The following is a 24,738-nucleotide window of genomic DNA, read 5'->3' as shown; positions in this document are numbered from 1 at the left end:
ATCACCTCCGCCCGGTAGCACGCATTCTATACACGTACGCCAGCACTTCCGCAACTGCCTGATACAACTCGGCAGGCACCTGTTCGCCAATATCGACCATGCGATACAACGACTGCGCAAGTGGCTTATTCTCAACCATGGGTACGCCCGATTCTGACGCTACTACCTTAATCCGCTGCGCCAACGCGTCTGCTCCCTTGGCGACCACTTCGGGAGCGGTCATCGTTGCACCGTCATACCTGAGCGCGATCGCAAAGTGCGTAGGGTTGGTGACGACGACATCCGCTTTGGGAACCGCCTGCATCATGCGACGCATCGCGATTTGCCTCGCTCGTTTACGTATTGTCGATTTGATTTGAGGATTGCCTTCTGTATCTTTCCATTCATCTTTAACTTCCTGTTTGGTCATCCGCAAACTTTTCTCAAACGCGTAGCGCTGATACGCAAAGTCGAGTGCAGCGAGGAGAACCATCGCAACCGCGATACGAATTCCCAGCTGAAAGACAAGAGAACCGACGACAGCTGGAATGGTGGTCACGTCCGTGTCGCCGTATCCTCGGATCTCCCCTGCCATCCGGGAGATGGAGGAATAGCTTAATGCTCCGACGATCACAAGTTTAGAGAGCGACTTTCCGAGTTCGACGAGCGAAGAAGCACTGAACAACCGCTTCAAGCCGGCAGTAGGGAGAATGCGTGAAAAATCCGGGACAAGTTGCTTTACGGTGAGCATCGGACGCACCTGCATGACTGCAACAGCTAGCCCTATGACAAGGGCCGTACCGACGATGGGAGCCAAGGCCTTCAACGCACTCATCATCTGCTCGACCAAAAGTTGCTCGACTGTACCGGTTGTCCACGTCTTGGGAGGCGATGTCGAAAAATCGAGTTGAAAAATGTTCTCCCACTGTCCCCAGACCATCGGTCCAACGACGCGCAAAGCAACCAAAAGCGCCGCAAGCGCGATCGCGGACGTCAATTCCGGGCTTTTTGCAACACGCCCCTCTTTTCGCGCCTCTTCGCGCCGCCTGGGCGTGGCGCGTTCGGTGCGCTCTTCGGCAAACCTCTGCAATTGCATTACGCGCACCGTCATCCCCCCAAAACCTGCATGAACGATTGCATCTCACGAAACAAGAACATAAAAACCTGATTAAATAGATAGACTGTTCCTGGCATGACGATGGCGAACATCGCCAACCCAGCGAACAACTTAACTGGCAGCCCAACGACGAACACATTCATTTGGGGAACCGCTCGGGACAGAAACGCGAAGGTCACGTCGCTTAAAAAAAGTGCAGCCAGTACAGGTAAGGCAATCTCTACGCCAAGGGCCATCACCATCCCCATGAGCTGCAGCAATATTGCCGGCCAATTCGCGGGCAAATGAGCGTGATCGACCGGAATTGCGTGAAACGACTGCAGTATGGTGAGCATCAGACCGTCGAGTCCACCTAGGCCAACGAAATAAAGTGTAAAAAGCAAGTTGTAGAAATTGCCGATGAGTCCAGACTGCACACCACTCCCAGGTGCCAGAAGAGTAGCCATTGAAAAGCCAATTTGAATGTCAATCAGCTGACCCGCAATGGAAATTGCCGAGAAAATCCAGGTCGCTAAGAACCCGAGTAGCAGCCCGACAAACGCCTCTAGTATTCCATCGACAACGAACATCCCAGGATTCTGCATCACATCCGGTACGCTACCCGATACACTGGGCACGGCCACATAAGACAAACTGAATGCCAAAGCAATTTTTGCCCATGTCGGCCACGCTCGGATAGACGTCAGCGGAGATGCAACAATGAACGCCACAGTGCGCAACGAAATGAGAACGAACAAGTCAAAATGCTGAAGAATTGCGCTCATTTCGTCACATCACGTAGCTCATAAGGTTGCCTAAAATGGAGTTCGCAAAATCGAGCAAGTTCTGTAACATCCAAGGGCCAAACACCAACAGCGCCACGATCACTGCAGCAATCTTGGGCACAAACGCAAGAGTTTGCTCCTGAATTTGTGTGGTCGCCTGAAATATGCTGACCAAGAGCCCGACAGCGAGGCCTAGCAGCAAAACGGGCGCTGTCAGTTTGACGACCAGCCACATAACCTGCGCACCCAGTCCGATGACATAGGTATCCGTCACCTGCATACCTCCTCTACGTCGCGTATCCGGCCAGCAACGATTTCACAACCAAATACCAGCCATCCACCATCACAAACAACAATATTTTGAACGGCAACGAGATCACGACGGGTGGCAACATCATCATGCCCATCGACATCAGGGTCGTCGCAACAACCAAATCAATGACTAGAAACGGAAGATAAATCATAAAACCAATTTGAAAAGCTGTCTTCAACTCGCTGATCGTGTAAGCTGGCACCAGTGCAGTCAACGGAATCTGCTCTGGGTTTTTTTCCATTGCCGGCGTCAACTTTTCATGACGATAGGATAGGAACAGATCCAAATCGGTGGTCCGCGTTTGTTTGGCCATGAACACCTTGAACGGATCCTCTGCTCGCTCGATGGCCACAGTCTGCGAGATCGTTCCCTTTAGGTAGGGCTGCAAAGCCTGCTGATTCGCCTGCTGTAACGTTGGTTGCATCACGAACAACGTAATGAACAACGCAAGACCTACCAACACCTGATTTGGTGGCGACGTCTGTAAGGATAGTGCATTGCGGATGAACGATAGCACCACGATCACGCGCGTAAAACAAGTCATGAGAATAAGCCCAGCGGGAGCCAAGGTCAACACCGTCAACAACAAAATGATTTTTACGGTGTTGGCAACTGACGGAGGGCTATTATCCCCTAGGTTTAAGCTGACGCCGGGAATAGGATTGCTTGAATTCCCGAATGTTGTCTGTACAGCCGCGTGCACATTGGGAGCAACGATAAACCCTAAACAGGCGACAATCAGGACTCCCGCTATCGCGGCAGCTATCACGAAGGACGTGGCGAAACGCTTATTCTTCTCCTGAACTCTCACGGTTCGTCATTCCTTCGCGAATCCCGGCGCAGTTCTGCCAGAACCTCTTGTAGTGTGCCGCCAAACGATCCCGGAGCGCCAACCTCAGAAGCTGCTGTGTATGAGTCTGTCACGTCCGCAAGCAGTTGAACGTTCTCACCGACGCCAAGCAAATACCGTTTCTGACCAACCTCAACCACCTGCACAGACCGATTCGGTGCGAGTTGTCGGGCAGCCAGTACGTCAATGGATCCACGCTGCACGACCCCGACCCGCCGGCCAAGGAAACGAAACAACAACACGAGCAACAGCAAAACCACGATGAATGCCACAATCAACTTCACATAAGCGCCAGCTCCAGACGCGGGGACTGCCGAATTGCTCGCCGCCAAAACCTGCGGTGCGGGCATCGCCCATAACAAGGCCAACAAGCCCGCCCCGCAGATGCCCGTTCTCCGTATCAAACGCATGCGTTATCGCAACGCCTTCTGTACGGCTTCCACGACGCGATCGGCCTGAAACGGCTTCACAATAAAATCCTTAGCCCCAGCCTGAATAGCGTCGATCACCATGGCCTGTTGTCCCATAGCTGAACACACGATCACGCGCGCGTTTGGATCGATGGCCCGGATACGCTTTAAGGCCTCGATGCCGTCGACCTCCGGCATCGTGATATCCATTGTCACGAGATCCGGCTTCAACTCCTGATACTTGTCCACGGCCTGCGCCCCGTCAGCCGCCTCGCCAACCACTTCAAATCCATTCTTTGTAAGAATATCTTTAATCATCATCCGCATAAACGCCGCGTCATCAACAACCAAAATCTTTGCCATCTTCCCTTACCTCCGCAATCCAAAATATAGGGTTATGCCTGCGTGATACGTTGCTCAGCCTGGACGATGTCCGTGACCCGCACACCAAAATTTTCATCGATCACGACAACTTCCCCAATAGCAATCTTTTTATTATTCACGTAGATATCGACCGGCTCACCGGCCAACTTGTCCAATTCAAGAATGGAGCCTGGAGCCAATTCTAAAATCTCGCGTATCATCTTCTTTGCACGCCCCAACTCCACCGTGACATTCAACGGCACGTCGTAGAGAAGCGACAAATTGCGAGGCGATGTGTTACGCTCCTCGGCGACTGCGCCAAAATCGACGAAATGGGGACGACGTACGTCCACCTGTGGCAACGGTTCCCGAGCAGCGGCCACTTCTGCCATAGAGGGAGGAGCAAATTCACTCATGCGACTCGCGGTCGATGCCAGACCGCTTTGAGCAGGCGCCGCCTCCTTTATGCCTTTAACCTCTTCTACAGCCACTGCGGCCGACGTTGAGACTGAGACATCACCAGCCGGCGTCGAAGCGCTGGAAGCTGCCTCCTCGCCACCTAATCCCATCGTACGGACGATCTCGTGCGCAAACTCTATAGGCATGAGCTGCATGATGTGGGAGTCGATTAAATCGTCAACGCGCAACTGAAATTCGACGTTAACCAAATCTCCACCTTCGCCAAACGCCTGTTGAGCTTCGCTCGATGTCAAATCGACGACGCGGACAGTGGGTGGGGAAATATTAATGTATCGACCGAACATCTGGCTCATCGACGTCGCGGCGCCGCCCATCATCTGATTCATGGCTTCGCCCACGGCACTCAGGTGCAACTCATTTAATTCGCCAGATGTATTGGTTCCATCCCCACCAAGCATTAAATCGGCGATTCGTTTCGCATCGTCAATCTCAATAGCAAGGGCGTTCGATCCTCGTAAGCCTTCGGTAAAATCCACTTGCACCAGAACATATGGCGTAGGGAAACGCGCTTCGACATCGTCATGGCGGATCAGAGAAACGCGAGGCGTCGTAATGTCCACACGATGTTGCAACAACGTCGAAAGGGACGTCGCCGCTGACCCAAAGCTTATATTTCCGATTTCCCCCAAGATATCTGCTTCTTCCGAATTGAGCTCAAGGCGGTCACCCTGCTCCGAACCAGCGGTGTCCGTGGTGACCCGATTCGCATTCAGAAGCGCATCGATCTCGTCCTGTGATAACTTCATCTGATCATTCACGATCGATGTCCGCCCCCCATTCGCGTACGATTTTCACAGCATACATGCGATTCTTTTTGCCTATACTCGCCCAAAATGCCGGAGTGCCATCGACATAGACAAGAGCCGGATCACGGATCGACTGTTGAAGTACAATCGTGTCGCCTACGGCCAGATCGAGAATCTCACTCATCTTTAACGTCGTATCGCCAACTTGGACACGCACGTCGACCGGAACGCCAAGAACTCGAGCCTCGATACGTTCGTCTGCTCCCCGCAATCCTTGTGCATGCCTGCCCGGATCCATGTAATATCGATTGCTTAGCATGGGAATCACCGGTTCGACGGTAGCGTGAGGAATGCATAGATTGATGAGACCAGAGGTATCGCCCACGCGCACGCTCATCGTCACCACCAAGACCGTCTCATTCGGTGTCGTCAACTGCAAAAATTGCGGATTGCTCTCAAACGAAAGAAATGCTGGCTCGAGTGACGCCACGCCGCTCCAAGCCTCAGCCAGAATAGACGACATCGGTTCGAACAAGCGGCGTAGCAACGTGACCTCTATATCCGTTAGCTCTCGCTCTCGGTAAGGCCCTGCGCTGTCGCCACCCATATATTTATCAAGCATGGCAAAAACAACTTGCGGATTCATCTCCAAGACAATTCTGCCTTCAAGAGGAGACATTTCGAATAACTGCAACACTGTTAGTACCGGGATCGACCGAATAAATTCTTCATATGGCACTTGGTCGACCGATTCGACTTGAATCTGGGGAACAGACCGCAACTGTCCCGATAGATGTGTGGTCAACAGTCGACAGAAGTGTTCATGCATTCTTCGAAGCACGCGCAAATGATCTTTAGAGAACCGCATGGCTCGGCGAAAATCGTATGACCGAACGCGTATCGTCTCTTGCTCGTTGCGCATGGCTGCCGTGTCGATTTCGCCGCTCTTAATGGCGGACAACAGGGCGTCGATCTCGGACTGCGACAAGACCTCCGACACGATTACACCCCCTTTCACTATTGAACGAGAATTTGTGATAAATAAGCTGCGGTTACCTTGCCAGATGGAAGCAACTTGTTCACGTCGCGAACAATCGTGCTCTTCAACTGATTGAGCCCCGCATCGCTCCGCAACTCATCGGAACTGAACTGACGCATAATTTCATTTACCTGATCCGAAATTTGCGGTTCCATTAAATTCAATTCCTTAGCGGTAGCCTTGTCGGCCGCCTGCAACGTCAGGGTAAATTGAATGATTCCGGACGCATCTAAATTGGTTGTCATCTGTGGTAAGGTCACTTGCAGTGCCGCCATCTGTTTGGCAGACATACTGACAGGTGTACCGCTCGTATGATGGTGCTTTTTAAGGTAAAGCAACACACCGACGGCAATGCCTGCCAGCACGACAATGCCAATTACAATCCACACCATAGTACGCAGCGCCTGTTTCATGGGCGATCCTCCTGCTGCACGACCGCCCGCGTCAGGCCGATTTGTCGGTATATGTCGATTAACTTTGACGTGATGACCCCCGGATCCTCCACGACCACGTATTTGTGTCCATTTGCCATCGTGATCACAGTGTCTGGGGTCGCCTCGATGGTCTCAACGAGCAAAGGATTCAACCACAATTCAGAGCCCTTGAGACGTGTCACCCTAATCATCGGCCCATTCTCCTTGGCGCGCAGTGTAGCCGCGCGCCATCTCAAAATCGCGGGTCAAGTGCTACATTACGAATTTTTCATGTTAACCAATGCCTGCAAAATTGCGTTGTCAGTGCCAATCATGTGCGTGTTCGCCACATACGCGTTTTGAGCGACAATCATCTCTGCAAACTGTTGTGACAGATCGACATTCGACTGTTCCAACTCACCAGCTGCAAGCGTGCCGTACGACCCTTGGCCAGGCGTCCAATAGGTGGCACTCCCTGCTGGTGCACTCTGCGCGTCATACAGGTTATCGCCTGTTTTCACCAAACCGGCTGGGTTAGGCACCTGTGCTAAAGCGAGATAACCGAGCGTTTTCGTCGTCGTACTACCCGAGCTATCGGTTACACTTGCTGTGATGGAGCCGTCGCTGCCAATGGTAACGTTCGAAACTTGGCTTCCACTTCCAGCTAGTGTAAGCACGTTCATCTTTGTGGTTGGAGCTGTCGTGCTGGACGAACTTGGTGCCGTGGCATATCCTAAGGCGATTGTGCCGTCTGGCAAAACCAAATTTCCTGCACTATCGATTGAAAAGTCCCCGGCTCTGGTCAAGTAATCATGGGTTCCATCGGTTACCACGAAAAACCCATTGCCCTGAATCGCCACATTGGTTGCAACGCCCGTGGTCGAATCCGCGCCTTGTGACATGTCCATCTGTGTCGCGGCAACCTTCACACCCAGGCCCACCTGCTCAGGGTTCACCCCTCCAGCAGTCGTCGAACCTGCATTTCCACCAGCCATGGTTTGACTCAACACGTCACTAAATTCCGCGCTGTTGGACTTATAGCCTACCGTGTCGACATTGGCGATGTTGTTACCGACGACATCCAAATCGGTCTGAAATGCTTGCATACCCGAAATCGCCGAATTCATAGAGCGTAGCATGACTATTCCTCCTTCAATTCGCGCCGCCTCACCGGATCGGTCGTTCACCGGCAAGCAAGTCCCCGCGTTCGCGGTCCAACTTGTCCAAAAATACGACGCTGTCAATCTGTGTAACGATCGGTTGCTCGCGGTGATCGAGTGCTGTCACCACGGTTCGCGATGGCAAGTTGACCACAAGCCCGGCGCCCCCAGCGACAAGGTAGGCGTTTTTTGCACCGCGGGCTTCAGCCTGTTGGGCCGCTTTCTCCATCAGGGCAAAATCATGTTTCGAAATGGTAATACCGCGCTCGGACAATCGCTGTTGTGCGTGTTGACTGACCTTCCAAGAAGACTCAGCTGCGGCTTGAAACAACACATCGCGAAACGATGTCGACGAAGCCGTAGATTGTCTGGTATAAGACATCCCTTTGGACGGCGAAGATCCCGTTGCATCGGTGGAAAGTCTACTATGCCAATCGCCGTTCCAGCCGGAAACAGCCGTCACGACATCTGCACCACCTGCGTGATGGGATAGGAGGTTCCATTGACAACGACCTGCGGACTTCCTTGAGACAACGAGACCGCCGAAACGGTTCCCTGCACCTTTTGCCCGGAGCTGTCGGTTATCGTCACCTGCGTGCCAAGCAGTTGATGTGCCAACATCAGATTCGTCTCGCTCGCCAAGGTCTGAATGGCTGACAGCACTTGCGAATCGGTCTGTGCAATGTTCGTCATTTGCTCTAAGGCACTGAACTGTGCAAGCTGTGCGATCATCTGCGTGTTGTCCTGAGGAGCGAGTGGGTCCTGGTTTTGTAATTGCGTCACCAATAGTTGGAGAAACGAATTCTCATTGAGTTGACCATCCGGATTGACGGTGTTTGTACTTGTACTGTTGCTACTAGGTGCAGTTGTCGTACCCACCATACTCGTATTGGGCGACGTCGGATTGACAACAGTGGTCATGGATCCACCCCCATGTCACGCATATAAATTCAGTAAACGGACATCCAAGTCAGTCGTTGCTGACGAGACCATTTGTTTTCCCGAAATCGCCGGGACGAGTTGAACACCACCCGATCGCATCCGGGAGTCGCCCCTCGACCGATCATCTCTACCTTGCTGGCCGTCCGAGGCCATGGACAGTGACAGGCTATTTACAGCCAGCCCGGCCGCCTGCATGCTCTGTTGCAGACCATTCCATTGACCCTGCAACCAGGCAAATGCAGCCTGTTGCGAAGCTACCACTTGCACGTCCATACCGTTTGCCGATTGTGCGACGATAATCTGTAGTTCCCCTAAGCCGTGCGGCTGAACCTGAACGTGCAGCACCGCATTTCCCTGTTCGGCTTGAGATGCCACCATCGTACCTAGGGTTGAAACGGCCTCGGGTGCGCGAGCATCGATGATAGCTCCCGCTCCAGAAGACGTCGGCGACTGCGTATCAACGGCTTGATTCATGGCGAACGTTGTAGGCAACCCGGCGGACACTTGTCCGATGTTGGACGTCGCTGCGAGCACACCTGTCACATCATGTGTGGAATGCGATTTGTGTGCACTTGCTTGAATCATCGGATGGGCGACCAAACTTTGCGCTTTGTCAGGCGAGATTGTCATACCAGCTAGTACATCCCTTGTAACCACGGCCTTTTCTGGAAGCGACTCGGTGCTCTGCGAAAGTGCACGGGTCAGGCTTGTTGTTACCCCGTCGACAGCACCCGATATCTCTGCCTCAACCTTCGTTCCACGGTTAGACGTTTGTGCTTCTCTCCCCGATTTCGCGTGCGCCTGAGCAGAGACTTGCACCTGTCTTAGGCTATCGCCGTCGCTCGTCGCGGTGATTCCGGTTCTCCAGTCAATCGGTTCGCGTTGACTTGTAGCAACGTTGGCAGCAAGAGCTTTCTTGGGTACAGCGTTGGCAGCAAGAGCTTTCTTGGGTACAGCATTGGCCTCCCTCATCGAAGCATTTGCGGTTCCTGTCTCACTCGCATCCGTTGCTTTGTGCCCGGTAGGTAAATTGGTACGTAACGCACTTCCTGCTTTCACCGTGTTTCCTGCGCCCGTAGCGGCCCTTATCACGCCTTCGTGTATGGACGAATTGCCCTTTGTGGCGCCGGTTTCTTTTTCCATCGCAACAGCCATCGACACGCCGCCTGTTGCTGGCGGAGCTGGCTTTGAAGCAGATACCCGAGCCGCCCCGGAAGGCTGGACGCCAACACCATTGAATTGCCCCTGTAAACTTCCCAACATCGCGGCGAACAGATCGGACTCTTGCTCACTCGCACTCGACTTCTTTGCACCGTGTGCAGAATCCATGGATGCGTCGGTTCCCTGGACACTTACCGATCGAATCCCCATATTCTCACCCCCTTTCAACGAAACGTTCAACTCCAGAATCACGGCACTGAACTATTGCTATTGGCCCCTCCTAAGCCGCTGATTCCGTTCCCAACAGCGTTCGCACCGGAACTGGATGTCCCTGAGGACGATTGCTGACGCTCGTCGACGGCAGCTTGCTGCAGAATCGAGCTTGCTGTGGCGGTCGGTAGTGCTTGCAAGATAGGCCCCGAGACATCCGGCGTCATCTCAGCGACAGCCCATGCAGCCTTCGCGATCGGCATTTTCTCAAGCACAAGTGCTGCAGCGGAAGCATCCATCTGCGCTAAGACCTTCGCCTCATCATTGCCCTGTTGCACGTTAGATACCTGCGTCGCCAGTTGTGCTTTCAAAGATTTCACCTGCGCCGCAAGCGCAGAATTCTGAGACTTCGCCTTTTGCCATTCTTGCGTTAGTTGTGCCACCTGATTTTGCAAGGACATAATCTGCGCACGCTCAGCGACAATTGTCCGATGCAGTGGTGCAGTGGCACTCTCGTTGCCAGCCGCCGACGTGGAGTGCCCTCCAAACACAGACGACACCTTCTTCCAAACAGGCACACCGAGTACCTGGAGCGCACCGACTAAGACAGCAAGCGCAACAAGCAGAGGAATCATGATAACAAGTAGAATCCAGCCAAGTTTATGCCCATTTCTCTCGTCCTTCTGCTCCGGGACGCGATCCGCAGTCGAAGCAGTCTTCTGCTTTATTGCCATCTATCTTCGACCGCCTTTCGGTAACGTTGCAATGCAAGCTCGTCCATATCTCCCTGCTCCCGCTTTGCGCTCTCGATGCGATACTCCAAATCCGCTGCGTCGGACAAATGGACCCACGTTTGCGTCGCCACATGGCGGAGGTGGAGGCTTTCGCGGCGCTGATCCAGTTCGTTGGCTGCTTGTCGCCATTCTCGCTCGACAGCAATAAGTCGTGTCTGTAGCCACCGTCCGTGAGCATCATACAATGCCCACTTCCTGCAATCGTCCATCATCGATGCACACTGTTGTCGCCTCACATCCTCTATCGACTCCGCAAGCCCATGCCACGCATGCTGCGCGCGCGCTTCGGCATCCGCGGCTTGCAGATACTCCCGCAGAGCTTCCCGCTCCAGCCCCTCCATCAATTTTCGATAACGGTGTGCAAATCGGCGAAAGTCGCTCATGGTGCACCCCCTGTGAGAGCAGCAAGGCGCGTCATCGTTTCGGCAAAGGGGGAGTGTTCATCCGCTTCTTGTTCGAGCAGTGCCCGAATCGCGGCCATTTTTTCGATCGCGATATCGACCTCAGCGTCTGTCCCGCTACGATAGGCACCAATGCGAAGCAAGTCCTCGACCTCTTGATACCGACTTAACCAATTGCGAACCCGACGAGCTTGCCGTTGATGATCCGAACTTGCCACGGTCGAAAATAAACGCGAGATACTGGCCAGAATGTCAATTGCCGGATAGTGACCTGCGTTAGCCAGCCTGCGCGAGAGCACAACATGTCCGTCCAAAATGCCACGGACCGCATCGGCAATCGGATCGTTCATATCGTCACCCTCGACAAGTACCGTATAAAAAGCGGTAATCGCCCCCATTTCGCCAGGGCCTGTTCGCTCGAGAAGCTGTGGAAGCAACGCGAAAACAGAAGGCGTGTATCCGCGCGAGGACGGCGGTTCGCCGGCAGCCAGCCCCACTTCTCGCTGCGCCATGGCAAAGCGCGTGACCGAATCCATCATGAACGCTACACGTTTGCCTGTGTCGCGAAAATGTTCGGCAATTGCTGTCGCAACAAAAGCCGCCTTCATCCGGATGTACGCCGGTTGATCCGACGTCGCGACGATGACGACGCTTCGAGCCAAGCCCTCTTCGCCTAAATCCCGCTCAATGAACTCCCGGACTTCACGCCCGCGTTCACCCACCAACGCGATCACATTCACATCCGCTTCGCTTCCGCGCGCAATCATCGACAAAAGCGTGCTCTTGCCGACACCGCTGCCGGCAAACACGCCAACGCGTTGTCCTTCGCCAAGTGTCAGCAGCGCGTCGATGGCTCGAACTCCTGTCGCAAGGACATGCTCAATCCGCCGACGACGAAGTGGGTGCACCGGCCGACCCCAAACCGGACGATAGGTCACATGCCCAGTAATGGCACCTTGGCCGTCATCGGGCTCTCCAAGTCCATTCAACACGCGCCCCAGTAGACCTTGTCCGCAAGCGACTGCGAGTTGGCGTTGCAAATAGGTAACAGACGCCCCGGGAGCAATGCTCGCGATTTCGGATAACGGCACCAAGAGCAATTTATCGTCGCGGAAGCCCGCGACTTCCGCCAGACAAGGACGCTCCCCCCCATGCACGATACACAAATCGCCTAGCGATGTCCGTGGTCCCGTGGCCTCAATCGCCATACCGACCAACTTCGTCACGCTGCCCTCCAACCGCAACAACCGGCGAGCACTGAGTTGCTCCGTTACGGCCTCAAGCAGAGTCCACATCGCCGGCATCTCCTTCCTCCGCCAGTCTCGCGAGCCAGTCCGTCAATTCTTCAAGTCGTACTTGCATTCGCCCGTCGAGGTGCACCGAATCCGCCCAGATATCGCAATCACCCGGATTCATTGACGGATCTGGGATCACCTGCACAGCCCATTTGCCCATGCCGCGCAGTGACCATTTGGGTTCAGCGTCACAGGCCGCCTGATAATCGTCAGGATGCACGCGTACACAGACAGAGGTCGCTTGAATGACCTGTTGCAGCATATCGTCCACGAGTTCGTCGATAGCCGCAGGGGCAAGCAGCAGTTCGCGGCCGAGCAAGGCCTTGACGACCGCAATGGCAAATTGGCTAAGCGCATGCTTTTGCGTCATCATGCGCCGCTTCCAATCGTCCTGCATGTCCTTCGCCAACGCCTCAAGCTTGTCGTACTCGGCTTGTTTCCACGAAGCAAATTCCGACGCCGCTGCCGCAAGGCCTTGCTGCATTCCTTCGTCATACGCCTGTTGCCGGACTTGTTCCGCGCTGGAACACGCCTCTTCGCGTGCGCGCGCGACTATTTCCTGCGCCTCGACAACCGCTCGTTGCAACATCAGGGCGCGTTCCCGCTCTCCTTGCTCGATCGCGATCTGGCGAAGTCGCTGCACTGCTTCCTCCTCCAAGTCGGAGGTTTGCACAGACATCTCGACTTCATCACTCGCCGTACGTCGAACGGGGATTTCAGGGATTTCAATCCGATCGACATGTGGAACAATCTGCGCGCGCTTTACGACGTTAGACAATGATATCGTCCCCCCCGCCACGCGAGACGACAATTTCTCCGATATCCTCCAAATGACGAATGACACCAACAATGCGTTGCTGAGCATCTTCGACGTCGCGCAGGCGAACAGGTCCCATATACTCCATATCTTCTTGGAACTGCTCCGCCATGCGTTTGGACATATTGTTGAACAGAACGTCTTTCACATCTTCACGGGCAACCCTTAAGGCAAGCTGCAGATCGCGCGCATCGACCTCGCGGATGACTCGCTGAATGGCTTTGGAATCGAGGAAAATGATATCCTCGAACACAAACATCCGCTTTTTGATCTCGTCGACCAAATCTGGATCGCGCGTTGCGAGCTGTTCAAGAATGCTTTTCTCCGTACTGCGATCGACGCCGTTCAAAATGTTGACAACAGCCTCAATTCCGCCTGTATGAGAATTGTCCACCGCCGTCATGGTCGAGAGTTTCGATTCAAGAATTTCCTCCACTTCTGCAATGACATCAGGCGACGTACCTTTCATGGTAGCGATTCGCCTTGCGACGTCCGCTTGTAGCTCCGTCGGCAATTCTGAGATGATCATCGCAGCTTGACTCGGCTCGAGATAAGACAGCACCAAAGCTACCGTCTGTGGATGTTCATCCTGTAAGAATCCCAAAACCTGATTTGGATCCGCCTTGCGGGCAAAGTGAAAAGGACGCACCTGCAGAGCAGATGTCAAACGGGCAAGCACATCCTGCGCCGATTGGGGACCGAGAGCGCGCTCCAAGACCTCCCGCGCGTAGTCGATACCCCCCGTCTGGATATATTCCTTCGCCATCGCCAGATCCCGGAACTCCTCCAGAATGGATTCCCGTTGTTCCATGCCGACTTTGTTGACGTTGGCAATTTCGAACGTCAGCTGCTCAACTTCATCTTGAGATAGGCGTTTAAAAATCTCAGCTGCGACATCTTGGCCTAACGCGATGAGAAGCACAGCTGCCTTTTGCTTGCCGGACAAAGACGATCGGCGTTGCATCTCATCGCCTCCTTGCTACCATCACAGTTTGGTCACTCCGATAACCAAGAACGCAGTAAACTTGTAAAATCGTCCGGCCTTTGCTTTGCAAGGTTCACCAGTTGTGAACGAAGTACTTCTTCTTCTGTCAATGGGAGTTCTTCCAACTCGTGTTCGAACACGTCCGATACAACTGTGGGTATCTGCAACTCCTTCGCCTGCATTCGTCGACGACGATACCAGACGATGCCTCCCCCGAGAGCAAGTAAGAGCAACGCGCCAAGCGCATAAATGAATCGATGCGAACTCGGTGCTACCATGGTTGTCGGTTGTTGCATCGACGTGAACGGAACAGCAGACACGCTGACCTGGTTTTTCCCCTGAGTTTGCGTTCCTCCCAGAACTCCCGCGACAAAATTCTTGATCTGAGCCTGCACAGCCGGGGTAATGCTTTTATCGTTGCTGTTCAGCAAGACGCCGACCGAGTAGCCTTGAACTTGCATCGGATCGGACGTAGTCTGCTGGTTTTGATAGCTAAATGCGTAATTGGTTGTTGTGTCAGACGACGTCGAATTTGACCCCCCACTACCTCCGGCTGCATAGGTGGAGTTGAGGTTCGGATTGCTGCCCGCTTGCCCTACAGCACCACCTGTTCCGGTTCCATTGGTGGTCTGCGACTTGTCAACCTGAGTACTCGTGACAAACCCATTCGTCGAACCGGGAGCATTATACAAGACATGGGAGGTCGTCTCCGTTTGGTTAAACGTGACATTCGCGTGCACCACAACGACCGCGTTTTGTGCGCCAACAATCTGTTGGAGACCCGAAATCAGTTTTTGCTGAAGGTCATTTTCGAGTTTTTCCCGCATCGCTAACTCTGACGAAGCCGATCCCGTGACTGTGGATCCAGTCGATGGCGTATCACTTGACAGGGTATCGCCGTACTGATCCACCACCGTGACATTGCCAACACTCAACCCTTGTACAGAGTGCGCCACAAGTTCCTGGATACCAGCAACTTGCGCCGGTGACAATTGCACACCGGTGCCCAGCGTGACAAACACCGATGCTTTCGCATCCGACGTGGGCTGCGTCACAAACAACTGCTGTTGAGGCATGACGATATGCACCTGAGCGGATTCCACGCCGTTAATACTCGCAATGGTCGCATTCAGACTCTGTTGCAGAGCATCGAGCACCTGAATATTAAATTGGTCTTGTGTCAGCCCAAACGATGTGCTCACGCTTGAGTATCCAACATAACCAGATTGCGGCAACCCAGCCATTGACAGCTGTATGCGAGCTTCATCCGCCTCACGTGCCGGAACTAAAACCGCAGTACCTTGAATTTGGTTAGGGATTTTCAGTGTATCAAGTTCTTGCTGCACCTGGCCGAGCGATTTATCATCGAGGCCCTCCATAATGGTCACATAATGTGGACGCGAAGCGACGAAAACGATTGTCGCAAGTGCCGCCAACGCAGCCACGAAAGCAATAATGGCGTTGCGTCGGGCAAAGGGAGAAAGTCCCGCCCATCTCCCTTTCAAATTCGTCCACATCCCCCGCAGGGTTTCATTCAATGCATCTCACCCTATTTCAATCATCGCAATCACAACGATTAAATTTGCATGTTCATCATCGTCGAGTACACTTGCTGCACGCGCGTAGCCACCTGCGACATCATGTCAACCGCCAACGTTGCTTGCGATTCGGCAATCATCAATTGCGCCGTCGAAACGGGTCCGCCCGCAGCGTAGGACACAGCCATTTGGTCAGCTGACTGACTTAACGAGTTCACCTGATCCATTGCATGAGCCAGAAAGGCTCCAAAACTCGTGCCTGAGGTACTCCCTGCCCCGCCAGGCTGGCTTCCACCCAAAGAGCCAGGCGTAGCCAATGCGCTTGACACATTCGACACACTTGCCGGAATCATGATCAACCATCCATTCCAATTTATTTACCAATACTCAGTGCGCTTACCGCCATTTGTTTTGCGGCATCAAATGCCGTCGCGTTGGCCTCATAGGCTCGCGAAGCTTGAACGAGATCGACCATTTGCGTTGCGATATCGACGTTGGGCATTTTCACATATCCATTCACAGCATCCGGGCTTGATGGGTCGTAGACCAGTTGAAAGGGACTTGTGTCTTGTGTAATAGAGGAGACTTCAACACCGCCACCTCCATACGTCATGGCTTGCCCGAGCGTGGTTTGAAAGCTCGCCGGCTGTTGTACCGCTTGGAAGTTCACGATTTCCGAGCGATAAGGCCCTCCTTGCGGCGTGCGCGTCGTATTCGCATTTGCAATATTGTTGGCAATCACGTTCATCCAGAGTTGATTGGCTGCCAGACCGCTGGCACTGATATTCATGCTGGAATTATCAAGCATTCAACTCAACTCCCCGTAATGGCAGTCCGCAACCGTGTAATGCGATCTGACACATCTTGAACCAACGTGTCGTACCGGACTTGGTTTTCCGCGAGCAGCGTCATCTCTTGTGTAATATCGACGTTATTGCCATTGTTGTCGACAGTTGTCGAATTGTCAGTATAAACAACCGGAGTAACATTGGGCAACGCGTTGAGATTTACAGAGTTCTCGTCCGTGCCAACAGGGATGTGATACTGGCCCATCAGAGCCTGCCCGGACCCGCTCAGAGCGTTTTGCAGGTAAGACTCAAAGGCAACATCTTGACGCTTATAACCCGGCGTTTCAGCGTTTGCGATGTTATTTGCATACACAGATTGGCGCAGTGTAGCGGCATTAATGGAACTTTGCAGAAGTTGAAAGACGTTCATTCGACTCGCCCCGATACAAATTGTGACTAGATTCGATACGAAACTACAAATTCGGCACACCGGAGTCGAATCCTGCTATGTTGATCGATAAACAAAAAAAGTATTAAATGACGTTCACACTCCATACAAAAAAAAGGGGTGAAACCGCAATTCGGTTCCACCCGGATTCTCGATGTAGCACTGACGAGCGCCACAGTTTACAAAATAAATTGGCTCAAATCGCGGTTGACAACAATCCCTCCCAGCTTTTCATCGACATACTGCCGTGTAATTTGAATCGACGGAAGATTGACATCTGGCGCTTCGAATGAGAGATCCTCAAGAACTTTTTCAACTAACGTGTGCAATCGCCGCGCCCCAATATTTTCAGTTTCCTGATTCACCTGCTGTGCCATTTCGGCAATTCTTTCAATGGCGTCCTCGGTAAACTCAACCCGAATGCCCTCAGTCTCCAATAAGGCCGTGTATTGCTTGAGCAAAGAATGTTCGGGTTCTTGCAGAATGCGCATAAAGTCTTCCTTCGTCAGCGGCTCCAGTTCTACTCGAATCGGGAAACGACCTTGCAGCTCAGGAATCAAATCTGAAGGCTTAGCGACATGGAAGGCACCTGCGCCTATAAACAACATGTAATCGGTTTTCACCGCACCGTACTTGGTCGAAACGGTGGACCCCTCTACAATCGGGAGAATATCCCTCTGAACACCTTCGCGCGACACATCAGGGCCGCGCTGTTCCCGCCCTGCAATTTTATCCATTTCATCAATGAAGATAATGCCATGGTTTTCTGCTCGATAAATCGCCTCCGCCGTCACGGCGTCCATGTCGATGAGCTTTTGAGCTTCCTCCTGCGTGAGCACTTTGCGAGCCTCACGAACGGTCATCTTGCGCTTGCGCGTCGACTTTGGCAAAAGATTTCCCAGCATTTCTTGCAAATTACCTATGCTCTCAGGACCAACTCCCGGCATAAAGCCTAACGCCGGCGTGGATTGTTCTTCCACATCAATTTCGACATACTTATCCTCTAACTCACCAAGAAGCAGTTTATGCTTCGTGCGCCGCCGCTCTTCACGCACGCCATCGGAACTCGGTTCCGCGGTATGGTTTGCATTCGGTGCGCCTCCAAACAACATCTCAAACGGATTTTTTACTCGCGATCGCGCTCCCGGATCCGGTACAAGCGCCTCGACGATGCGATCGTTCGCACGTGCTTCCGCATCGTCCTTTACCTTTTCCGCGTGTTCTGTCTTCACCATACGCACAGCCGTCTCCACTAAATCGCGAACCATAGCCTCGACATCGCGGCCTACATAACCAACTTCCGTGAATTTGGTTGCCTCCACCTTAATGAACGGCGCACCCACCAACTTACTTAGACGTCGTGCAATTTCGGTTTTGCCTACACCAGTAGGTCCAATCATCAAAATGTTTTTAGGCGTTACTTCAGCTTGCAACTCCGGGCTTAATTTCGCTCGACGTGACCGGTTGCGAAGAGCAACAGCCACAGCTCGTTTGGCTGCACGTTGGCCGACGATGTATCGGTCAAGATGCTCCACAATCTGGCGTGGCGTCAATTCACGCTCCATCACCATTCGAATACCTCCTCGTCACTCGACGACTTCCAACACGATGTGATCGTTCGTAAAAACGCAGATTTCAGATGCGATCTCCAAAGACTTGCGGGCAATATCCGCAGGTGGCAAATCGGTATTACGAGCAAGTGCCCGTCCCGCCGAAAGCGCAAATGCTCCACCTGAGCCAATCGCACAAATGCCATCGTCCGGTTGGATGACCTCACCTCCACCGGAAACAATCAAGAGATCCGTCCGATTCATCACGATAAGCATCGCCTCAAGCTTTTGCAAAATTTTATCTGAGCGCCATTCCTTCGCCAATTCAACAGCCGATCGTTGTAGATTTCCTTGAAACTCCTCCAGGCGCTTTTCGAATTTCTCAAACAGAGTAAACGCATCGGCGACCGAACCGGCGAATCCAGCCACCACTTGGTCCTTGTAAAGGCGTCGCACCTTGCGCGCCCCTTGCTTCATGATCATGCTGTTACCTAATGTCACCTGGCCATCGCCAGCCATTGCACCTTTACCATCTTTAAGTATGGCGAAAATGGTCGTCGCATGCATCGACATGTCCATCCCGTTCGCTCCTATCGTTCTATTTTAATTCGGCTCGCGGATGCGTCTCGAGATACACTTTTGTCAAACGTTCGCGGCTCGTGTGAGTGTAAATCTGTGTGCTAGACAAGCTGGCGTGCCCAAGCAGTTCCTGAACGCTCCGCAAGTCGGCACCACCATCGAGCAAATGCGTAGCAAATGAGTGACGTAAACCGTGCACATGGATATGTCGCAACCCAGGCACTTCGCGAAGCCTTTGATCCAATATACGCCGGACACTGCGATCTGATAGACGCGTACCACGTTGGTTCACAAATAACGCCGAACATGTGGCGATCGCACCTCGCGCATCCAAATATCGTTGGAGAGCCGCGATGGCCTTGCTACCTAGCAACACATAGCGTTCCTTTCCACCCTTACCCATGATATACGCATAGCCGTCGCTCAGTGAAAAATCCCCGATATCAATGCTTACACATTCACTCACGCGAACCCCGGATGCGTAGATACACTCGAGAAGAGCGCGATCGCGCAAGGAAGCGAAATCACATCCGTCAATATGATCAAGAAGTTGTGAAACTTCTTCTTGATATAAGTACTTAGGTACAGGCTTGTCACGCTTGGGCAACGTCAGCAACTGAAGAATATCGCGCTCGATTGCGCCTTCTCGCTCAAGAAACGCAAAAAAAGAGCGATAGCAGGACAATTGGCGAGAGACGCTTGCCTTCGATTTGCCTCCCGCCAGTTCATCGGCAATGAACGTACGAATCTCTCGGGTGGAAAGAACCGCCACGTCCGTTATGCCCCGCCTTGCGAGCCACTCGCCCAATTGCTTGAGGTCTCGCTCGTATGCCTGCAAGGTGTTCGGGCTCCATCTTGCCCTGGATTCGTCTATAAAACGCACAATCCAGTCTTCCAACGCCATCATTCAACCCACCCGTGTACTTGCAATACACTCAGACAAATCCGCCAGCGCGCGATGCGCATACGCTTCATTACGTTGCCGTTTATCCTTAATTGGTTCTGATAACGGCGGAAACAGTCCGAACGTGGCATTCATAGGTTGGAAGTTGTCTCCGGACGTATGTGTGATGTAGTGAGCGAGACTGCCAATGGACGTTGTATGGGGCATCGTCACAGGCTCTAGGTTCGCTGCTATACGCGCCGCATTGATCCCAGCAACCAAACCCGACGCTGCCGATTCGACATAACCCTCAACGCCCGTGATTTGTCCGGCAAACAATAGCTCCTGTCGAGCCTTCGTTTGATATGTAGGTAGTAACGTCCGCGGACTATTGATGTACGTATTCCTATGCATAACACCATAACGCACGATCTCTGCATTTTCGAGACCCGGAATGAGCGCAAACACTCGTTTCTGCTCGCCCCACTTCAAGTGCGTCTGGAACCCGACAATATTAAATAGAGTCGCGGCTCCATTGTCTTGGCGCAATTGGACAACGGCGTAAGGTCGTTTTCCTGTTCGCGGATCACGAAGACCAACCGGCTTCATCGGACCGAACAACAGCGTCTGGCGGCCGCGGGCGGCCATCGCCTCAATCGGCATGCAGCCCTCAAAGTACTTTTCCTCTTCGAAATCTTTCAATTCAGCGCGTTCCGCATGAATCAACTCTTCGTAAAAGCGATTGAATTGGTCTTCGTCCATGGGACAATTTAAATAGGCGGCTTCCCCTTTATCATAGCGGGATTGTAGAAATACCTTGTCCATGTCGACAGACTCCTTCGTCACGATGGGGGCCGCTGCGTCAAAGAAGTAAAGGTAATCGTGACCAATGAACCGCCGAATGCTCTCTGACAATGCGGGTGACGTGAGAGGGCCAGTGGCGACAACGCAGATTCCCTCCGAAGGAATTTCCAGAACTTCCTCACGACGCACTTCAATATTTGGATGCCCTTCTACAAGTTCCGTAACGCGTGCGGAAAAACGCTCGCGATCCACGGCCAGCGCACCGCCTGCCGGAACTTGATGTTCATCGGCAGCCTTCATAATGACCGAATCTAAACGACGCATCTCTTCCTTTAATAAGCCGACAGCGTTTGTGATGCTAGCCGCACGAAATGAGTTGGTACACACCAACTCCGCAAACTGTTCTGTGTGATGCGCCGGCGTCTGACGCACCGGACGCATTTCGTACAAAACGACCTGCACACCGCGTTGCGCAGCCTGCCAAGCAGCTTCAGTTCCAGCCAGACCAGCACCAATCACAGTAACCTTCTTCATTGTGAGCACTTCCTTACGAACTGAGTCTTTAAGAAGATTTCCGCGAACCACTTTCAGCAAAAGCTGGGGCGTGCGGATGCGCTTTTTCGTTACTGCAAACGACCGTGATCTTGCCCTTAGACTGCCTTTCTACCATCGGATGACCACATGTCGGGCAGGATTGGCCAGTTGGACGCTGCCACAACACGTAGTCACAATCAGGATATCCACTACATCCGTAAAATACCTTTCTCGTCTTACCACGTCGTTCGAGTAAGGGCTTCCCACACTTAGGACAATTGACACCTGCTTCCTTGACAATTGGTTTTGTGTTACGGCACTCGGGAAAGCCTGGGCAAGCAAGAAACTTGCCATACCGCCCGGTTTTGTATACCATCATCCGCCCGCATTTATCGCAAGGCACATCAGAAACTTCATCCTTGATCTCGACATGTTCGAGCGAGGATTCCGCCTCCTCCAGATTCTTTTGGAAGTCGTGATAAAAGTGATCAATCAACGCAACCCAGTTCGCTTCACCATCTTCGACCGCGTCAAGCTCTTGTTCCATGTTAGCTGTAAAATCGACGTCAATTAATTGGTTGAAGTTTTCCTTCAGCAAATTCACGACAATCTCGCCTAACTCGGTTGGGAGGAAACGCTTTTGCTCCAATACGACGTAACCGCGCTTCAGGATCGTATCAATTGTCGGAGCATATGTGCTCGGTCTACCAATCCCAAGTTCCTCCATCGCCTTGACAAGGCTTGACTCCGAGTACCGCGGCGGTGGCTGGGTGAAATGCTGCTCCGGGCGCACCTCTGCGACAGTCAGCACATCACCTTCCTCGACAGGAGGCAACAGTTTGCCATTTTCATCGCTGTCTGCATCATCATTGCCTTCAATATAGACGGCCATGAAACCAGGGAAACGGACGACCGATCCGGTAGCGCGAAACCACGCACCGTTGATTTCAGAGTCCACGGTTGTCGTATCCAAAATGGCAGACGCCATCTGGCTCGCAATAAAACGTTCCCAAATTAACTTATAAAGCCGATACTGGTCTCGCGAAAGGTGATCCTTTAATTTGTCCGGATGGCGATGTACAGACGTCGGACGGATACCCTCATGCGCATCTTGAGCATCTTCATTTTTGGCATATTGGCGCGGTTTATCTGGTACATAATCCACTCCATATTCCGCCTGAATAAACGCTCTCGCCTCTTCTTGTGCGGACGCTGCAATACGCGTCGAGTCAGTACGCATATACGTGATAAGACCCACGGTTCCCTCACCGGGGATATCAAGACCCTCGTACAACTGTTGTGCGACCGACATGGTCTTATACGCTCGAAACCCCAACTTCCGCGCGGCCTCCTGCTGCAAACTGCTCGTGGTAAACGGCGCGGCCGGATTGCGACGACGTTCGGACTTTTTGACGCGACGAACAGTCAATGCCTGATTGTCCATGCGCCGCAACAGTTCTTTTACAGCATCTTCATTGGGTAGGCTCGTCTTTTCTTGATCATAGCCATAGAACCGCGAAATCAATTTTTTGGATCCCACATTCGCGATGGCATCAACGGTCCAATATTCCTCCGGCTGAAACTTCCGAATTTCATTTTCACGATCGACAATCAAGCGCACGGCAACCGACTGTACACGGCCTGCAGACAAACCTTTTTTGACTTTACGCCACAGTAAAGGACTTAACTGATAACCGACAAGGCGATCCAAGATCCGTCGCGTCTGCTGGGCGTTTACCAGGTCCATGTTAATTTTGCGAGGATGTTTAAAAGCCTGCTGCACGGCGTCCTTTGTGATTTCATGAAACACGACGCGGCAGTCTTCGTCAGGATTCAAGTCGAGGATGTGTTGTAGATGCCACGCGATGGCTTCCCCTTCACGGTCAGGGTCGGCTGCGAGAAACACCTTTTTGACCTTCTTACTCGCGTTGCGGAGTGTCTTGATCACATCACCTTTACCGCGAATTGTAATATATTTGGGTTCAAATCCATGATCCACATCGACGCCCAACTGCGACTTAGGCAAATCCCGTACGTGTCCCATGGAGGCTTTAACCGTATATCGACTTCCTAAATATTTACCAATCGTCTTTGCCTTGGCCGGCGACTCGACGATAACCAAATAATCCGCCACAGCATATCCTCCTGTTCGTCGTACGCCTTGGCAGTGCCGTTCCTTAGTTCAACCCATATTATCACCGGAACAAAAATCTTTGCAAACAAGGCCACTTTTATATTGCGCGATTTGCAACCGGTTTTCCATCGTGAATCGTGTCGAATTTCTTCTATTATTTATAATGCGAGCGGTGAGTCCGGAACACACCAGGACAACAGTTGTACAGCCGAGCGATTGATGTTAACGTGAAGTCATATGCGCGGTGTCATCCGTGTTGGATGCATGAGCGAAAGGTGGTCAACAGCAATGAAAATTGGCACCCATCACGGGAAATTTCACGCGGACGAAGTGTTCGCCGTCGCAATTCTGCGTCAACTGTATCCGGATGCGGAGGTCGTACGCTCGCGTTCACCTCAAGCGCTCGCTACCTGTGATATTGTTGTCGACGTAAACGGCTCACCGTATGACCATCACACAGTTGACAAAGTATACCGTGCAAATGGTTTACCCTTTGCATCCGCTGGGCTAATCTGGAGGGACTTTGGTGCTGCGTTGATTTCGCGCTTCGGTGTCGAAGATGAGGGAAACCGCAACATCGTGCACACACATATTGATGAAAAACTTATTCAAGCGATTGACGCCATTGACAACGGCATAGACCTCGACAGAGACACCCGTATTAAGGGCATTTCAGAATTAGTAGGATCCTTCAACCCGCCATGGAATGCGGCCGATGATGAAAACGAGGCATTCGAACGTGCTGTCCGCTTTGCGACTGTCATTCTCGACAATTACATACGTCACGAAATTAGCCGAATCGATGCGGTAGAGATTGTCAAAACAGCATTTCAAGCTCGAACGGAGCCAGCTCTTATGGTCCTTCCGAGGTTCTGCCCATGGACAGAGACTTTAATGGAATTGGACACACAGGCAAATGTATTGTACGTTGTGTTTCCAGACAAAACCGGACAGTATCGCCTACAGGTCGTACCGAAAAGCCCTCGCAGCTTCGAGGCGAGAAAGCCCCTTCCTGCCTCTTGGGCAGGAAAAGAAGGAGCGGAGCTCGCCGAGGCATGTGGGACCACAGACGCTACGTTTTGTCATCCAGCACGATTCATCGCAGGTGCCCACAGTTTAGCGGGCATACTACAGATGGCTCGACAAGCAATCGCGTCGCCAAACGACGTCGATCTTTCAAAAGCAGGTCAAAAACTTCAATAGGGTGGAAACATCAGTGTGTTCCACCCTAATAAATGTAC

At 52.6% G+C, this 24,738-nt stretch carries 29 protein-coding genes; 1 reads left to right on the top strand and 28 read right to left on the bottom strand.

From position 1 onward, the window contains the following. Position 1 precedes the first annotated feature (1 nt). The 28 genes from flhB to topA all read right to left on the bottom strand — a co-directional run bounded on the left by flhB (position 2) and on the right by topA (position 23,497). Positions 2-1,090 carry a flagellar biosynthesis protein FlhB gene (gene flhB, locus QMF38_RS03075; protein ID WP_281758645.1) on the bottom strand — a complete coding sequence of 363 codons (1,089 nt, stop codon included), beginning with the start codon at positions 1,088-1,090 and terminating at the stop codon, positions 2-4. Further along, positions 1,087-1,860, bottom strand: coding sequence for a flagellar biosynthetic protein FliR (gene fliR, locus QMF38_RS03070; protein WP_281758644.1), 774 nt, complete (start codon positions 1,858-1,860; stop codon positions 1,087-1,089). The genes flhB and fliR overlap by 4 nt, the downstream gene beginning before the upstream one ends. A gap of 4 nt (positions 1,861-1,864) precedes the next feature. Further along, complete coding sequence (gene fliQ, locus QMF38_RS03065; protein ID WP_040289496.1) at positions 1,865-2,134, bottom strand: flagellar biosynthesis protein FliQ; 270 nt, start codon at positions 2,132-2,134, stop codon at positions 1,865-1,867. 13 nt (positions 2,135-2,147) lie between these two features. Continuing rightward, entirely contained in the window at positions 2,148-2,891 is a 744-nt protein-coding gene (gene fliP, locus QMF38_RS03060; protein ID WP_390853994.1) for a flagellar type III secretion system pore protein FliP, read from the bottom strand. Positions 2,892-2,980: 89 nt separating this feature from the next. After that, the gene (locus tag QMF38_RS03055; protein ID WP_281758643.1) at positions 2,981-3,391 is read right to left on the bottom strand and encodes a FliO/MopB family protein; all 411 of its coding nucleotides are present in this window, start codon (positions 3,389-3,391) and stop codon (positions 2,981-2,983) included. 45 nt (positions 3,392-3,436) lie between these two features. Beyond that, complete coding sequence (locus QMF38_RS03050) at positions 3,437-3,796, bottom strand: response regulator (protein WP_058095466.1); 360 nt, start codon at positions 3,794-3,796, stop codon at positions 3,437-3,439. Positions 3,797-3,828: 32 nt separating this feature from the next. Continuing rightward, the gene (gene fliY / locus QMF38_RS03045; protein ID WP_281758812.1) at positions 3,829-5,037 is read right to left on the bottom strand and encodes a flagellar motor switch phosphatase FliY; all 1,209 of its coding nucleotides are present in this window, start codon (positions 5,035-5,037) and stop codon (positions 3,829-3,831) included. After that, positions 5,027-6,022, bottom strand: coding sequence for a flagellar motor switch protein FliM (gene fliM, locus QMF38_RS03040; RefSeq protein ID WP_281758642.1), 996 nt, complete (start codon positions 6,020-6,022; stop codon positions 5,027-5,029). Before fliM ends, fliY begins: the two co-directional genes overlap by 11 nt. A gap of 17 nt (positions 6,023-6,039) precedes the next feature. After that, a complete protein-coding gene (locus QMF38_RS03035; RefSeq protein WP_058095468.1) occupies positions 6,040-6,474 on the bottom strand; it encodes a flagellar basal body-associated FliL family protein in 435 nt (144 codons plus the stop codon). Further along, on the bottom strand, positions 6,471-6,686 hold the full coding sequence (locus tag QMF38_RS03030; RefSeq protein WP_040289502.1) for a flagellar FlbD family protein: 216 nt from the start codon (positions 6,684-6,686) through the stop codon (positions 6,471-6,473). The genes QMF38_RS03035 and QMF38_RS03030 overlap by 4 nt, the downstream gene beginning before the upstream one ends. Before the next feature lie 66 nt (positions 6,687-6,752). Next, positions 6,753-7,613: a flagellar hook-basal body complex protein gene (locus QMF38_RS03025; RefSeq protein WP_281758641.1), complete on the bottom strand. Its 861-nt coding sequence runs from the start codon at positions 7,611-7,613 to the stop codon at positions 6,753-6,755. Between the two features lie 28 nt (positions 7,614-7,641). Beyond that, positions 7,642-8,097 (bottom strand): hypothetical protein, encoded by a 456-nt coding sequence (locus QMF38_RS03020; protein WP_281758640.1) that lies wholly within the window; start codon positions 8,095-8,097, stop codon positions 7,642-7,644. Beyond that, positions 8,094-8,555, bottom strand: coding sequence for a flagellar hook capping FlgD N-terminal domain-containing protein (locus QMF38_RS03015; protein ID WP_281758639.1), 462 nt, complete (start codon positions 8,553-8,555; stop codon positions 8,094-8,096). Before QMF38_RS03015 ends, QMF38_RS03020 begins: the two co-directional genes overlap by 4 nt. 15 nt (positions 8,556-8,570) lie before the next feature. Then, a complete protein-coding gene (fliK, locus tag QMF38_RS03010; RefSeq protein ID WP_281758638.1) occupies positions 8,571-9,947 on the bottom strand; it encodes a flagellar hook-length control protein FliK in 1,377 nt (458 codons plus the stop codon). Between the two features lie 38 nt (positions 9,948-9,985). Then, a complete protein-coding gene (locus QMF38_RS03005) occupies positions 9,986-10,681 on the bottom strand; it encodes a MotE family protein (protein WP_281758637.1) in 696 nt (231 codons plus the stop codon). Further along, the gene (locus tag QMF38_RS03000) at positions 10,672-11,124 is read right to left on the bottom strand and encodes a flagellar FliJ family protein (protein WP_281758636.1); all 453 of its coding nucleotides are present in this window, start codon (positions 11,122-11,124) and stop codon (positions 10,672-10,674) included. Before QMF38_RS03000 ends, QMF38_RS03005 begins: the two co-directional genes overlap by 10 nt. Next, on the bottom strand, positions 11,121-12,437 hold the full coding sequence (locus tag QMF38_RS02995) for a FliI/YscN family ATPase (protein WP_452038978.1): 1,317 nt from the start codon (positions 12,435-12,437) through the stop codon (positions 11,121-11,123). The genes QMF38_RS03000 and QMF38_RS02995 overlap by 4 nt, the downstream gene beginning before the upstream one ends. After that, on the bottom strand, positions 12,421-13,215 hold the full coding sequence (locus QMF38_RS02990) for a FliH/SctL family protein (RefSeq protein ID WP_281758634.1): 795 nt from the start codon (positions 13,213-13,215) through the stop codon (positions 12,421-12,423). Before QMF38_RS02990 ends, QMF38_RS02995 begins: the two co-directional genes overlap by 17 nt. Then, on the bottom strand, positions 13,208-14,218 hold the full coding sequence (fliG, locus tag QMF38_RS02985; protein WP_040289508.1) for a flagellar motor switch protein FliG: 1,011 nt from the start codon (positions 14,216-14,218) through the stop codon (positions 13,208-13,210). Before fliG ends, QMF38_RS02990 begins: the two co-directional genes overlap by 8 nt. 32 nt (positions 14,219-14,250) lie before the next feature. Beyond that, the gene (gene fliF / locus QMF38_RS02980; protein ID WP_281758633.1) at positions 14,251-15,744 is read right to left on the bottom strand and encodes a flagellar basal-body MS-ring/collar protein FliF; all 1,494 of its coding nucleotides are present in this window, start codon (positions 15,742-15,744) and stop codon (positions 14,251-14,253) included. 71 nt (positions 15,745-15,815) lie between these two features. After that, positions 15,816-16,130 (bottom strand): flagellar hook-basal body complex protein FliE, encoded by a 315-nt coding sequence (locus QMF38_RS02975; protein WP_281758632.1) that lies wholly within the window; start codon positions 16,128-16,130, stop codon positions 15,816-15,818. Positions 16,131-16,150: 20 nt separating this feature from the next. Next, complete coding sequence (flgC, locus tag QMF38_RS02970) at positions 16,151-16,585, bottom strand: flagellar basal body rod protein FlgC (RefSeq protein WP_040289511.1); 435 nt, start codon at positions 16,583-16,585, stop codon at positions 16,151-16,153. Between the two features lie 5 nt (positions 16,586-16,590). Continuing rightward, the gene (gene flgB, locus QMF38_RS02965; RefSeq protein ID WP_058095478.1) at positions 16,591-16,995 is read right to left on the bottom strand and encodes a flagellar basal body rod protein FlgB; all 405 of its coding nucleotides are present in this window, start codon (positions 16,993-16,995) and stop codon (positions 16,591-16,593) included. Between the two features lie 197 nt (positions 16,996-17,192). Then, the gene (hslU, locus tag QMF38_RS02960; protein WP_281758631.1) at positions 17,193-18,584 is read right to left on the bottom strand and encodes an ATP-dependent protease ATPase subunit HslU; all 1,392 of its coding nucleotides are present in this window, start codon (positions 18,582-18,584) and stop codon (positions 17,193-17,195) included. A 15-nt stretch (positions 18,585-18,599) separates the two neighbouring features. Further along, entirely contained in the window at positions 18,600-19,142 is a 543-nt protein-coding gene (hslV, locus tag QMF38_RS02955) for an ATP-dependent protease subunit HslV (protein ID WP_281758630.1), read from the bottom strand. A gap of 19 nt (positions 19,143-19,161) precedes the next feature. Next, a complete protein-coding gene (locus QMF38_RS02950) occupies positions 19,162-20,046 on the bottom strand; it encodes a tyrosine recombinase XerC (RefSeq protein ID WP_232302362.1) in 885 nt (294 codons plus the stop codon). A 3-nt stretch (positions 20,047-20,049) separates the two neighbouring features. Further along, a complete protein-coding gene (gene trmFO, locus QMF38_RS02945) occupies positions 20,050-21,363 on the bottom strand; it encodes an FADH(2)-oxidizing methylenetetrahydrofolate--tRNA-(uracil(54)-C(5))-methyltransferase TrmFO (RefSeq protein ID WP_281758629.1) in 1,314 nt (437 codons plus the stop codon). A gap of 28 nt (positions 21,364-21,391) precedes the next feature. After that, on the bottom strand, positions 21,392-23,497 hold the full coding sequence (gene topA / locus QMF38_RS02940; protein ID WP_281758628.1) for a type I DNA topoisomerase: 2,106 nt from the start codon (positions 23,495-23,497) through the stop codon (positions 21,392-21,394). Positions 23,498-23,785: 288 nt separating this feature from the next. Between topA and QMF38_RS02935 the strand changes: the two genes are divergently transcribed. Continuing rightward, entirely contained in the window at positions 23,786-24,700 is a 915-nt protein-coding gene (locus QMF38_RS02935; protein WP_281758627.1) for an MYG1 family protein, read from the top strand. Positions 24,701-24,738 lie beyond the last annotated feature (38 nt).

Source organism: Alicyclobacillus hesperidum subsp. aegles (assembly GCF_027923525.1).
Taxonomy (GTDB): domain Bacteria; phylum Bacillota; class Bacilli; order Alicyclobacillales; family Alicyclobacillaceae; genus Alicyclobacillus; species Alicyclobacillus aegles.
Note: the sequence above shows the minus strand (reverse complement) of the source record. Positions and strands in the feature narration are given on the sequence as shown.